A 14,241-nucleotide genomic window follows, 5' to 3' on the forward strand; every position below is an offset into this window, starting at 1 on the left:
CCCCTCATTTTTGGAGTAATAAAAAATACGGCGATTAAGATATAAATGCCGTATTTATCCCCCAAAACAAAGACAATAATGCTCACATTGGACGGATAAATAAACGATTTAAGTATTGATAAATGTGGCTTCACCCGTTATTTTCTACCGTTTGGTCTGACGCATTGAATCTTCGTGCAAGAATAAAAAATCGTACATTGATGTTGCATTGCGTTTGTTGGGTGGTCGGCGCAAGCCATCATTCCGGACAAGTATTTTATTTTGCCGATTTGCGGGTTCTGTGTTAGTGCAGGATCGTTCTTTTTGATCTCAGCCAATATGGACCTGCTCCCAGTTTAAAGGGCTGGTACGGGTTTTATCTTTGCAATTGGTTTATGTTTGGATACTGCCAAAGATTTTCTGCTGTAGGCATAAGAAGCTCGGCAGATTTTTTCGATTGTATTGCCGGAACTTTGAAGCACTTGACCTCCACAATTTCAATACCAGCAACGTCAAGAACATGATTTTGTCGTTCGGCGACTGCAAGATGTTGGCGCGTAGCCGCGGCAACGATACGAGCTGTAGCGGTGTGCGTGCATTGATGCTCGCTGCGAATGCTCCTCAGGGTTACCGGAAAGCCCTAAAAGCTTGGAGAAAAAACAACGGGAGGAAGCACTTACTTTCGTAAGCCTGAATCACGGTTATCGATCAAATATTCTGGCCTATAACTCTAAAGGCATAAAGAGAGGCCGCACGCCAATAGATTGGTGTGCGGCCTCTCTGGAGATTGTTGAGCTACAGCGAGTGGTGCTCCTTTATGGTTATTGCTCGGCGCGGTGTTGCGAACTAATCGTGCCTTTTCTGCGTTCGTAGGCGTAAACCATCGCGCAAATGGCAATTACAACCAGCAGGATATAAGGCCAGACCGGTACGATTCCCTTCGAATTGGACTGTGCCATGGCGCTTGGAGCCTTATCTTGAGCATTGCACCTGTAAGCGACCGGAGAGCTAGAACCCTGAAGGTACGCGATTGGTTCACAAGCCCCTTGCGTCTTCTTCGGGCTTGTAGTCTTCGGATCATTGCTGCCATTGCCGAGTGCCTGATCGTTGGGCATCTGCAATTGCGGGCCGGCTACTGCCAGGCTGGAAGCGTTACGGCGGTTCGTGTTCGCTTTTGCATGGCGTGCAGAACCGGTTGCGTGAGTTTGGGCCGGAGCTTGAGCTGCGGGAGCATTCGGACCGGATGCAGACGGAGTAATGATGACAACGCCTGTCGTGCTTGAGGCCGCAGGAGTCTTGTGGCTTTCCTGCTTGTCCGGCTTGTTTTCTGGACGAGCCGAAGGACTCGAGGAGGGCGAAGCGGGCTTGCTTGGCTTCTGTACCGGCTTGCTGGGCTTCTGTACTGGCGTTGCAGGCTTGTTAGGCTTTTGCACGGGTTCTGAGGGTTGTGCGGGCTTGCTCGGCTGTGGTTGCGGCTTCGGCACAGCTTTCCATGTCGCATAGATTGTGGTATCGCCGCTGGCAAGATTGACGCTATCCGTCGGATCATAAGCGGTGCCGCTGCCGTCCGCCGCGGTGTTCCACTTGAACGTATAGTCCTTGGCGTTGGAACCGTCGGCATCCAGGAGCTTGTACGGGCTGTCAGGCAGAGTCTTTGCCAAGGTGCTGGCATCCTGGGGAGTGGACTTGCCGTCGACGTGAATGCCGGTGGCATGGCCTCCACTGAGGTGGTATTGTTTGGCGGTTGTGTCGGCGAGATGGGTGCCGGTAGGCATTGGCGTTCCGGGCTGGAGCGTCAACGTGCGGTTTTCCTGCCAAACGTAAGTTCCGGCAGCCTGGGCGCTATCGGTGCAGCTTTCGTTTTGGATATCGTTCCAATCGTAGGTAACGGCCGCCTCTTCGGCACTCAACGCGCTGCCCGGCTGATAGACCTTCACCCACTTGCCGGTGTACGGTGCATTGAACGAGGTGAATAGCGGAGGCTGCCAGCCACTCAATTGGGTATGCGGGCCGATGGATATTTGCTTGATAGCGAGGTCGCCTTCGAACAGATTATCCATATAGGTGCTGTTGTTGGTGATGAACGTGCTCATATCTATGGCGGAGAGCATGTCGTCACCGCTGAACAGCCTATCCATCATAGTCACGTTTCTGGTGTCCCAATTGTTCATATCGATGGAGGTCACATGCTGGCATTGGCGGAACATAGCGCTCATCTCTTGGACCGATTCGGTGTTCCAGCTGCTCAGATCGAGGCTGGTCAGGCTGGCACAGTTGTCGAACATGTGCGACATGTTCGTGACATTTTTAGTATCGAGTTTGAAAACGTTGAGATTCTTCAGGGCATACAGGTTTTCGAACAGGTAGCTCATGTCTGTGGCCTTCGGCGCGCTGAAATGGCTGATATCGAGCGTGGTGAGCTTGGGGCTTTCGGAGAACAGGCCCATCAGATCCGTGGCATTGGGGAAAGTGGCATGGCTCATGTCGATTTTCTCAAGGCTCTGACGCGGTGAATCGAACAAGTGCCGTATATCTGTGGCACTTGCCGCGCTGAAGTTGCGCATGCTGACAGTCTTCAGATTGGGCTCGTCGGTAATCAGAGACCTGAGACTGGTGAGCTGAGGCGCGGAGACGTCGTCGAGAATCAATGTTTCCAGCGAATCTCCTGCGTTTGTCAGTCCAAGCGTGGATTGGAGGCTGCTGAGCTTCCATCCGCCCAGATTCAGGCTCTTGCAGTTGCGCAGGTTACCGAATGCGTCTGCTTGTGTGACATTGCTGACATCCCAGCCGCTCAGATCGAGCTCCTCGAAATCGCTGTCTTTGAACATCTGGGACATGTTGGTGACATGACTCGCGTCCACATTATCCGTGTGGTGCAGATGCCTGAGACCGGAAATACCGTTGAACAGATTGCTGCTGTCTGCGGGTAGCTGGGTCTTGCCGGCAAAATCAACATCGGTGTATACGGCATGGCCTTCGGCATACATGTTCCTGAAGAACGCGTTGTCGGGTATCTGAGCCTCTTGGCCTGACTTGGCCTTGATGGTGAGGGTGCAGGTGCCGGAGGCCGTTGAAAGCTCCCAGCTGCCGCCTACCAGATTGCCCTGTGCTGCGCCATTGTCGTTGCAGGTGGATTCATCCTGCGGGCCGACGGTCGTCGCTGGCTTGGATGACGTTGGTGCCGGTGCAGCGGAGACGCTTGGCGCCGCCAAGGTCGACTTTGTTGCGGAACTTTGGTCTTGCGATTGCGGCGTCTGCGTTTTTTGGTCTGGCGCTGCTGAAGTTTGTGATGGAAGTTTTTGATTCTGATTCGTTTGGCTTGGCGTCGCAGTCTGTGATGTCTGATCCGTTTGCGGCTGGTTCTCGCTGGCGTCATCGGCGTTGGCAAGCACTGGTGCCATCAGCAGCGCAGCAGCCACGGCGATACCAAGCGCAGTTTTCATATCCTTGCGCATATTTTTCCCTCCATTTTTTAGCAAGCAAAAAAATACGGCAACTGAGACACAAGCGCCGTATTACGTTCCCTTCGACAAATACGGTAATACGTACATTAGACAAATAAATAACCGATTTAACCGACAGAAAAATTATTTTATCCATTAATTTCTATCGTTTGCTTTATCTGTCGAATGGTTCGAAAATGCGAGGAAGCTGAAAATCGGGGTACGGATGTTACATTGGTATCGGGCGAATTGCGATTGGAGATCTCGTGATATCCCTTGCAACGCCACTGTTTGGTGCGATGGTATGAATGCGGTATGGTAGTCCTTATTATTATGTTGTGCCACGCGCTACAGTGGTTGTCCGCTGTATGCTGTGGGTAGTATGTCAAACGTAACCTCGAAACGTGAAGGAGCGGTTATGGCGACTGGTAAGAAACTTGTCATCGTGGAATCCCCGACCAAAGCGAAGAAAATCGGCGGATATCTAGGCAAGGACTATACGGTCATGGCTTCCGTCGGCCATATTCGCGATCTGGCGCAACCCAGCCAGGTGCCGGCCAGCAAGAAAGAGAAATTCGGACGTTTCGGCGTGGACGTCGACAACGGTTTCGAGCCGTATTACATTGTGGGGCCAGAAAAAAAGAAAACCGTCGCGCAGCTCAAAAGCGCGCTGAAGGATGCCAATGAACTCTACCTGGCGACTGATGAGGACCGCGAGGGTGAGGCCATCGCTTGGCACCTGGTGCAGACGCTCAAGCCCAAGGTGCCGGTGCATCGCATGGTTTTCCACGAGATCACCCCCACCGCCATCAAGGCAGCCGTGGGCAAGACGCGCGACGTCGATGCGAATATGGTCGACGCCCAGGAGACGCGTCGCGTGCTCGACAGGCTTTACGGCTACGAGCTTTCGCCGGTGCTGTGGCGCAAGGTCGGCCCGGGGCTTTCGGCAGGGCGCGTGCAGTCTGTGGCCACGCGTCTGATCGTCGAGCGCGAACGGGAACGTATGGCGTTCGTGCGCTCGCCGTATTGGGACGTCATCGCTGAGCTTTCCGCTCCTGACGCGCAGGGTGAGTATGTCGATTTCGAATCGCGTATGGTCTCGCTGGGTGGTTCCCGCTTGGCTAATTCCCGCGATTTCACCACTACCGGTGAGCTGACCGCTGTCGCACAGAAAGATCATGTCTGCCGGCTTGACGAGGCGCAGACCAAGGCCATCGCGGCTGCGCTCGAGCATGCGCCGTTCACCGTGGTGTCGATGGAATCCAAGCCGTATCACCGTCGTCCGGTGCCGCCGTTCACCACCTCAACCATGCAGCAGGCCGCCGGCAACCGGCTTTCGATGAGCTCGCGTCAGACCATGAGGGCTGCGCAGGGACTCTACGAAAACGGCTTTATCACTTATATGCGTACCGATTCGGTGACGCTTTCACAGGAGGCCATCGCCGCCGCTCGCCAGTCGGTCGCCGAGCATTTCGGCTCCGAGTATCTTTCGGACAAACCCAAGCAGTATGCCACCAAGACGGCCGGTGCGCAGGAAGCGCACGAATGCATCCGTCCCGCAGGTTCGACGTTCCATGATCCGTCCGAACTGGCCGCCAAGGTGCCGCCGGACCAGCTGAAGCTTTATACGTTGATCTGGCAGCGCACGCTTGCCTCGCAGATGGCCGATGCCACCGGTTTCACCGCCACCGTGCGGCTTTCCGCACCTGCCGGTGAGCGCGGTGAAGCGATTTTCCAGGCTTCCGGCACCGTCATCGAATTCCCTGGATTCCTTAAGGCCTCCGGCTGGCCGCGTCGTTCTTCGGGATCGTCGTCGACTTCCGCTTCTGGCGCTTCGTCTGCTGCCACGGCGAAAGCCAAGACTTCCAAGGCTTCCGGCAAATCGGACAAGTCCGAAGAGAACGCGGCGCTGCCGCCGATGAAGACCGGTGAGGTGCTCAACGCCACGTCGGTGACCGCCGATGGCCACGAGACTCAGCCCCCTGCCCGCTATACCGAGGCATCGCTGGTCAAGACGCTCGAGGCCAAGGAGATCGGCCGTCCGTCAACGTATGCCAGCATCATCTCTACCATCATCGACCGCGGCTACGTCTACGAGCGCGGCCGCGCGCTGATTCCCTCTTGGCTGGCTTTTGCGGTGACCAAGCTGCTTGAAACGAATTTCCCGAAGTATGTGGACTATCAGTTCACCGCCGATATGGAAAACGGGCTTGACAAGATCGCCCAAGGCAAGGAAACCAGCAAGGAATGGCTTACCCGTTTCTATTTCGGTGACGGCAAGGGTACGGCGAAATCGCAGGACGAGGCGCATGAGGGCCTGCAACAGCAGGTCGCGCAGCTCGGCGACATCGACGCGCGCGCCATCAACACTATCGAGATCGGTGACGGCCTGCAGGTGCGCGTCGGACGTTACGGCCCCTATCTCGAGGATACGAAGAATCTGGACGCCGAGGGCAATTCCAAACGTGCCTCGATTCCGGAAACGATGGCTCCTGACGAGCTGACCGTCGAGTCCGGCCACGAGCTCATCAAGAACAATGCTGGTGGGCCGCGCGTGCTCGGGCGTGACCCCGCGACCGGCGGCACTGTTGAAGTTCGTACCGGCCGGTTCGGACCGTATGTCGCGCTGATTTCGCCGGAGGCCGAGGCGGAGATGAAGGCCGAACACGAGGCCAAGGCTGCTGCGGCGAAGGCTGCAAAGGCCGGGGATGCCGCTGATTCCGCCGATGGCAAGGGTTCCAAGACATCCAAGCCCGCTGCCAAGACCCGCGCCAAGAAGACCGCCAAGTCCACTGTTCCCAAGCCCAAGATGGCGTCGTTGTTCAAGACGATGAGCCCTGATACGGTCACGCTCGCCGATGCCTTGAAGCTGTTGAGCCTGCCGCGCGAAGTCGGCAAGTACGACGAGACCGATGCCAAAACCGGCGAGACCAGCGAGGCCGTGGTCACCGCGTCCAACGGGCGTTACGGCCCGTACCTCACCAAGAAGGGCGCGGACGGCAAATCCGAGACGCGTTCGCTCGGCAGCGAAGAGGAGCTGTTCACCGTCGACCTGGAGAAGGCCAAGGAACTGTTCGCCCAGCCCAAATATGGCCGCGGGCGTGGCAGGGGAGCGGCAAAACCGCCGCTGCGCGAGCTCGGCGCCGACCCGGAAAACGGCAAGAACGTGACCATCAAGGACGGTTTCTACGGCGCCTACATCACCGACGGCGAGACCAATCGCACGCTTCCCAAGCAGTACACCCCGGAGTCCATCGACCCGGCCACTGCCTTCCAGCTGTTGAGCGAGAAGCGCGCGGCCGGTCCGTCCAAGCGCCGTGGTCGTCGCAAGACGACAAAGACCGCTACCCGCAAAACCGGCGTCAAGAAGTCGACAACGCGTAGTGCGGGCGCTAAAAAGGCGACGGCTAAGAAGACCTCGGCCCACAAGATGGCTGCCAAGAAGTAGAAGGCCGTTCCGTATAACCGGTCAACGTTGCGTTTATCCCGTTTCTGTTCTGTGGAGACGGGATAAATCATTATGTAATTCATTTTGGCCCATGCCTGTCTGTCTCTTCTTCTTGGACGGATGCCGATGCGGGAATTTGTGATGCATTTGTTGCAAAGTCGGCCGGTTTCCCACGGTATCGGTATCGGAAAACGACGATGTATGTATCAGTGATTTGTGTTATTGAGCAATGCCATTGTGGATAAACGTTGGCCATGATTACTGATTGTGGACAACTGGCTGACGTAGCCGGTGACACGCCTCAAATGTGGATAACCCCTATCATTCGACCACAGTGCCCTGTTTTGCCGCGGTAATCTTGCGTTTTGTGCTTCTATGGAATCAAAGACGATTTCGAGTAAACGAAAGGAGCAGAATATGCCGGCTCGGTCTATGGCAGGTAACGGCAAACGCAAGCCTGCGAATATCAAGGTTCCTCGTTCCCGTCGCGCTCGCGCCACCTCGCGTCCTCCCGCTTTTCCGCTACAATTGGCGGTATTGCAGGAGGAAAGGAGGTGCGAAATGCGATGTGATGATTTCCTTGAAGAAGACGGCATTCGTTTGGGGTATAACACCGACACGGTGACCATTACCGAAATCGGGTATGGTAGAAAAGCGGTGCTCGATAATGAGGGGAATATTCTTTCGTCGACTTTTCCGAAAGATAGCTTGGATTTTGTTCATCGGTATTTCCGACAGAACTACGATATGATTGAGCGTGCCCGGTCGATAGATCGGAAGTATGGTCATGACTGAACTGTTTCGTGTGATGGGTTATTCCGTGTTTTTCAGCTCCCAAGATATGCACCATGGCGTTCACGTTCATGTCGGAAAAGGACGAAAACGCGACCTTGAAAATTTATTCTGACCAAAGACGGTCATGTTTCACTGGCGCATAATCGGGGCGGTCTTTCCGACTATGAGATTTCCAAGATTCAGGATGCGATCGAAGGCCGATACAAAAAGATTGTTGATCGTGGGACTTACCAATTTGGCAACGATTACCATTTTGATAAATAGACATGAATCATTGCTGGTCGTTTAGTAGTGTTGCTGTCTTTAAAGTATGGTCGTAACGGATAATTGAAGTGGTTGAGACAATCGTTAGTGGGGATTGAGGATTATGAGCGGGGTGTTTATTTCGTTTGAGGGCGTCGACGGGGTGGGTAAAACCACGCAGGTCGAGCGACTGAAGCACTATGTCGAGGAGCTGGGGCGCGAGGTTGTGGTCACCCGTGAGCCGGGAGGTACCGAGTTGGGGGTCGCTTTGCGACAGCTGTTGCTGCATGGCGGCGATATCGCACCGCGTACCGAGGCGCTGCTGTTCGCTGCCGACCGTGCCCAGCATGTGGCCGAAATCATCCGACCGGCACTCGCTCGTGGGGCCGTGGTCATTTCCGACCGCTATATCGATTCGTCGCTGGCCTATCAGGCCGGCGGACGCGAGCTGACGCAGGAGGAAGTGCGCAAGCTGAGTTTGTGGGCGACGAACAACCTGCTGCCGGAACGCACCTATCTGCTGGATATGGATCCTGCGGTTTCACACGACCGTCTTGATCACAGCGAGGATCGTATGGAATCGGCCGGCGACGGGTTTCAGCAGCGTACGCGTCAGGCGTTTCTTGATCTGGCGGCTGCCGAGCGCTCGCGTTTCAAGGTCATTGACGCGGCAAAGCCGATTGATGAGGTATGGAGCCAAATTCGGGCTGATGCCGATGGCCTGCTGGCGGATTGGTCGTGTGGGCTGTAAGGCAGGTGTGCAGGCTTGGCTATTGACGCGGCAATGCTTGATGTGTGGTTTACGCTTTGCAGGTGATTGACCAAGCTGAGCCGGTGCGCGGCAATTTGTCGTGTAGCGGCTATCGTGCAGACGATTACGTCGACTCCGAGCGGGGCATATGGGAGCTTGGCGTCATGCCGTCGTCGTCATCTATCGTTGCCGGGCAATAAGCTGAAGTCAAGAACGCAAGTGGAGGAACAATGAGCGTATGGGACTCGATCGTCGGCCAGGAGCAAGTGGTTGGGCAGCTGTGTGCCGTCGCGTCAGGCGATCCCAGGGCCATCGCCCAGTCGTGGCTGATTTGCGGCCCTCCCGGATCCGGCCGTTCCAACGTGGCGCGTGCGTTTGCGGCTGCTCTAGAAAGCCCAAGCCATGGACTGAGTGACGAACCGGAACGTTCCGACGAGCAGGTGTTGGCCGGAACGCATCCTGACGTAACCATATTGGCAACCAACAAGGTGACCATCGGCATCGACGAGGTCCGCGACCTGATTGAGACCTCTGAGCAGACCCCGAGCATCGCACCTTGGCGAATCATCATCATCGAAGATGTCGATCGCATGCTCGAACGCACCACTAACGTGCTCTTGAAGGAAATCGAGGAACCGAGCCCTCACACCATCTGGCTGTTGTGCGCACCGAGTGCCGAAGATGTGTTGCCGACCATCCGTTCGCGCACGCGCGTCATCAATCTTGCGGTGCCGACGACTGAATCGGTGGCGAAATTCTTGGAAACCGATGCGCATATCGAGCCCAAACTGGCCGCACAATGTGCACGTCTAGCCGAGGGGCATATCGGCGTGGCCAAGCTCTACGCCACCAACGAGCGCGTGCGCAGCGATCGAGCCGAGCTGGTCTCCGGTGTGCTCAATATGAGCAAAGCGTCGGACGCCGTACTACTCGCCGGCCAACTCATCGACAATGCCAAGGTCCAGGCACAAAACGACGTCGAGGAAAAGGCGGGGGAGCAGGAAGCCGAGTTTCGACGCGTCAATGGCTTGGGCGAGAAGGACCGGATTCCGCCGCAACTTCGCGGTGCCTTTAACCAGATCGGCAAAAAGGCCGACATCAAACGTCGGGCCACCAGACGCAGCCGCGACGTACTCGACCGTGACCTCAACACGATCGCCAGCATTTATCGTGATGTCTCCGTGATCCAAAACAATGCGGTCGAGTCGGCCGGGCTGATCAACAAGGAGAAGCGTTCGTCCCTGGTCAACCTCGCCGAGCACCTGACGCGGCAGGGTGTGGTTGATCGCCTCGAAGCTATATCGGTGGCCCGTCGCCGTCTCAATGGCAACGGCAACCAGACCCTGCTCTTCGAGGCCCTGCTTTGCGCGTTGCTGGTGTGATTCGACTGATTGGTTGTCGGCTTGCTGAGTGTCTGTCGCTACGTTCTGGGTTGTGGATTCATCGGCTATGTTTTCTGCTCGCCCATTGACACATCCTTCGTCACAAGCCCGAGCGATACTTGAAGCATGAAGATTTCAGCAGATTTTACGACTATTCCCGATGATTTCACCGGGGCGGCGGCGCCGGAAAACAAAGTCGACGGCACGCCGATCGTTTCATTCCCGTTCTACATCGATGAGTTGCGCGAAGGTATGCAATACCTGCATTGGCAAGTGACCGATCCGGATTCGATTCCGGTCTGCGGTTTCGAATGGATTCATTGGTCGGCGGCCAATGTGCCGGTCGACGCATTGATGTTCGACTTCAATGATTCCCACGCATTGCAGATTCCGCCGGACTTCTCACGCACGCTTCCGGCGATGATTCCGGAGGCAACGCAGGGCCGGACCAGCGCGGCCAGCAAATTCGTCGGTTCCGATAATCCTGCAGTCACTATGCGCTACAACGGTCCGACGCCGCCCGACAAGCCTCACGGCTACATTCTGCACGTCTGGGCCACACCTGAACCGTTGCCGGATATGCGGCAGGGCTTCTGGCTCAACGACTTGTACCATAAGGTCCTTGCATACAGCGGTCCCGTTGATGATGCCGAAATCACATTCGTCGGCAATCTTGCCAAGTGACTGTCGGTATTCGTATTTTTATCTTATTTTGATTAGTGATTGAGAGGAACTGTAAATATGGCATGCACCACCATTCTGGTCGGCAAGGATGCGAGCTATGACGGCTCGACCATCATCGCCCGCAACGAGGATTCGGCGAACGGGGAGTTCAACCCCAAGCGTTTCGTCGTCATCAAGCCCGAGGACCAGCCGCGCCATTACCGCAGCGTGCTGAGCCACGTCGAGGTCGAGCTTCCCAGCAACCCGATGCAATATACCTCCATGCCCAACGCCGACACCAAGGACGGCATCTGGGGCGAGGCCGGCGTCAACGAGGCGAATGTGGCCATGAGCGCCACCGAGACGCTGACCACCAACGAACGCGTGCTGGGCGCCGACCCGTTCGTAGAACTTGCCAAAGCCCAAGGCAAGGAGGGCGAAGACGGCTACGTGCCCGAAGTCGCCGGCGGCATCGGCGAAGAGGACTTCCTTACCATCGTCCTGCCCTATATCAAGACCGCCCGCGAAGGCGTCAAACGCTTGGGCTCCCTGCTTGAGCAGTATGGCACTTACGAGATGAACGGCGTCGCTTTCAGCGATTCGAACGAGATTTGGTGGCTTGAGACCGTAGGCGGCCACCATTGGATCGCCAAGCGTGTGCCGGACGAGGCCTACGTCACCATGCCGAACCAGCTGGGCATCGACGAATTCGATCTTGAGGATGCCTTGGGCGAGCAGGAGAACTGCATGTGCTCGGCCGACCTGAACGAGTTCATCGAGGCCAATCATCTCGACCTCGCCGTCGAGGCCACCACGCCGTTCAACCCACGCGACGCCTTCGGCTCGCACTCCGATTCCGACCACGTCTACAACACCCCGCGCGCCTGGTTCATGCAGCGTTTCCTCAACCCCTACGACGAGGTCTGGGACGGCCCCGAAGCCGACCATACCCCGGAGTCCGATGACATTCCGTGGGCGCGCCAGCCTGAGCGCAAGGTGACCATCGAGGATGTCAAGTACGTGCTGAGCTCGCACTATCAGGGCACGCCCTACGATCCGTACGGCCACCGCGGCGACGAGCACACGCGCCACATGTACCGCACCATCGGCATCAACCGCCAGTCGCAGCTTTCGGTGATTCAGATTCGCCCGTACCGTCCGCAGTCCGACCGCGCCATCCAGTGGATTTCCTACGGTTCCAATCCGTTCAACGCGCTGGTGCCGCTCTATCCGAACGTCGACACCACACCGGCCTATCTTGAGGCCACCACCACCCGCGTGACCAGTGAGAACTTCTACTGGGCCAACCGCATCATCGCGGCGCTTTGCGATTCCGCGTTCGCCAAGACCGCCAACGCCATCGAGCGCTATCAGGAGCTGACCGGCGGCATGGCGCATCGCATGGTCGCCGCCACCGACGAGCAGGTCGCCAAGCTCGGCGGAGACAAGGAGGCCACTGCCGAATCGATGGCCCAGGCCGAACTCAACGCCGGCAATCCGGACGGCGACGTCGAGCCGATGGAGCCCGACCAGGTCATCGCCGCCACCCGCAACGCCGAGGTGCGCGAGATCCTGTGCGCCGCCAACCAGTCGATGGCCGACCAGATCAAGAAGGAGACCGATTCGCTGTTGGACACGGTGCTCTACACGGTCTCGATGGGCATGTCCAACGGCTTCGACCGTTCCGACAACTGAGGCATCAGCCAAAGGTCGGTCGATAGAAATCGATGAACGGCATGAATCCGCCATTTTCGTTTTTCTATTGACCGACCTTTTTGTTATCTTCGAGGTCTCTGCTTTTGACGGCTCTGACATCTGCGGACGCGGTTGCTGATAGGCTTACAGTATTGGCTGCGGGTTTATCGGCACGGTTCATTGGTTGGTATAGCTGAAATAAGTAACGATACAATCTCGTAACTTGAGATAATCTATACGCGCATTGAAAGCAGGTATGGCATGGCATTGATTGATCAATTCACGACCCAGTACGGGCTGGTCCAGAAAATCGACGCGTTCGGGTACCTCGATTATTTGAAAAACCACGCCGACGAACCGCGCAAGCGCGGGCAGGTCATTCTCGTCACCGCCGACACCCCGTTGAAGGCCTCGCGCGGTGAAGGCAAGACCACCACCACCATCGCGTTGATCGATGCGCTGCGTGCCCGTGGCATCGATGCGACCGCCGTGCTGCGCCAGCCGAGCATGGGCATCACCGCGGCCGGTTCCAAAGGTGGGGCCTCAGGCGGCGGCAAGTCCTCGCTTTCGCACCCTGAGCTGATCGACTGGGGGCTGTGCGGGGAGATGGCCGCCATCGAAAACGCGCAGAACCTGCTGGTTTCCTTCGCGGAGAAGGCCGTGGACGAGGGACGCATCGACACGATTCTGGTCCCGCGCGTCTCCGAAGTGCCGTCGCGCTCGCTGCGCCAGATCACCGTCGACCGCAATAAGGGCAACGTACCTGAGCGCGTCGTTTTGACCCCGACCTGCGAGTTGATGCAGATCGTCGTGCTTTCGCATTCCATGGATGAGATCGCCGAACGCGTCTCCAAGATGGTCGCCGGTACCAAGGAAGGCAGCCCCGTTACCTTCGGAGAGTTCATCGATTTGTGGCGCATCACCGGCATCCTTGCCGACGCGGTGAAGCCCGCCAAGACCGAGACGGTCAACGGTTCGCCCGTCTACGTGCACTGCGGTCCGTTCGCCAACGTGTCGCTGGGCATCCCCAGCCTGATTTCCGTTGAGATGGCCTGCGCCCTGCATGACGTGGTGGTGGTTGAGGCCGGGTACGGTGCCGACGCCGGCGCACAAAAATGGCTCGATATCGCTTGTCGCGAGTATGGAGCGCAATGGCCCGCCGCCGCCGTGGTGGTCACCCGCGCCTCGACCTGGCGCGACGACCCGAAGCTCGCCTGGCGCTATCCCTTCCATGTCCATCGCCTTGAAAGCCTTGGCATCCCCACCTTCCCCTTGGTCAACCTCTGGGACGGCGAGGACGATCAGATCGCTTCACTGCGCGATACGGCCAAATCGCTCGACTTCCGTGAGCCCATCATCGGCAACCTCTTCCGCGACGGCGGCGAGGCGCTGGCCCCGCAGCTCGATGCGTTTGTAGGTGCGCTTGATGGCGCGAATGATGCCGCCGACGCGATCAACGCATCTGCCGATGCCAACGACCCTGAAGCGAGCAATAACCGTGCCAGCCACAAGGGCATGGGCCTGGTCGAGGACGTGAAGTGGATTGCCGACAACGCTTACGGCGTGCCGGCCGACCGTGTGTTGTTCAAAGAGGGTTTTGCCGAGTCCCTTGCCGCCGCGACCGAGCTTTGCAACGGCGTCGGCACGAGCGTCGACGACCTTGCGGTGGTGGCGGTGAAATCCCCGGCCACGATGACCGACAACGATTCCGCCGCAGCCGACGAGCGCACTGTCACGCTCAAAAAAGTCGAGCCGCATTTCGGCGCCGGCGTGGTGCAGGTCAATCTCACCACCTCGCTCACGACCCCGATGCCCAAGATCGTCTGAAGCCCTGTGCGGTCA

8 protein-coding genes are annotated in these 14,241 nt (G+C 57.3%); 7 read left to right on the top strand and 1 reads right to left on the bottom strand.

The annotated features are described in order from the left end of the window. Window positions 1–800: 800 nt before the first annotated feature. Window positions 801–3,434 carry a BspA family leucine-rich repeat surface protein gene (locus OZX74_RS00980; RefSeq protein ID WP_277156746.1) on the bottom strand — a complete coding sequence of 878 codons (2,634 nt, stop codon included), beginning with the start codon at window positions 3,432–3,434 and terminating at the stop codon, window positions 801–803. Between the two features lie 406 nt (window positions 3,435–3,840). Here OZX74_RS00980 and topA point away from each other — a divergent pair, with 406 nt between their 5' ends. The 7 genes from topA (at window position 3,841) to OZX74_RS01015 (ending at window position 14,226) form a co-directional block, all read left to right on the top strand. Then, the gene (gene topA, locus OZX74_RS00985) at window positions 3,841–6,870 is read left to right on the top strand and encodes a type I DNA topoisomerase (RefSeq protein WP_277156747.1); all 3,030 of its coding nucleotides are present in this window, start codon (window positions 3,841–3,843) and stop codon (window positions 6,868–6,870) included. A 432-nt stretch (window positions 6,871–7,302) separates the two neighbouring features. After that, window positions 7,303–7,665 carry a hypothetical protein gene (locus tag OZX74_RS00990; RefSeq protein WP_277156748.1) on the top strand — a complete coding sequence of 121 codons (363 nt, stop codon included), beginning with the start codon at window positions 7,303–7,305 and terminating at the stop codon, window positions 7,663–7,665. Between the two features lie 367 nt (window positions 7,666–8,032). Then, window positions 8,033–8,659, top strand: a complete 627-nt coding sequence (gene tmk / locus OZX74_RS00995) for a dTMP kinase (RefSeq protein WP_277156749.1) — start codon at window positions 8,033–8,035, stop codon at window positions 8,657–8,659. Window positions 8,660–8,889: 230 nt separating this feature from the next. Further along, window positions 8,890–10,041 (top strand): DNA polymerase III subunit delta', encoded by a 1,152-nt coding sequence (locus OZX74_RS01000; protein WP_277156750.1) that lies wholly within the window; start codon window positions 8,890–8,892, stop codon window positions 10,039–10,041. A 126-nt stretch (window positions 10,042–10,167) separates the two neighbouring features. Beyond that, a complete protein-coding gene (locus OZX74_RS01005) occupies window positions 10,168–10,725 on the top strand; it encodes a YbhB/YbcL family Raf kinase inhibitor-like protein (protein ID WP_277156751.1) in 558 nt (185 codons plus the stop codon). A 57-nt stretch (window positions 10,726–10,782) separates the two neighbouring features. Then, window positions 10,783–12,399: a C69 family dipeptidase gene (locus OZX74_RS01010; protein ID WP_277156752.1), complete on the top strand. Its 1,617-nt coding sequence runs from the start codon at window positions 10,783–10,785 to the stop codon at window positions 12,397–12,399. A gap of 261 nt (window positions 12,400–12,660) precedes the next feature. Continuing rightward, entirely contained in the window at window positions 12,661–14,226 is a 1,566-nt protein-coding gene (locus OZX74_RS01015; protein ID WP_277156753.1) for a formate--tetrahydrofolate ligase, read from the top strand. The last annotated feature ends 15 nt before the right edge of the window (window positions 14,227–14,241 follow it).

The sequence above is a fragment of the Bifidobacterium sp. ESL0798 genome (assembly GCF_029395415.1).
Classification (GTDB): Bacteria; Actinomycetota; Actinomycetes; order Actinomycetales; family Bifidobacteriaceae; genus Bifidobacterium.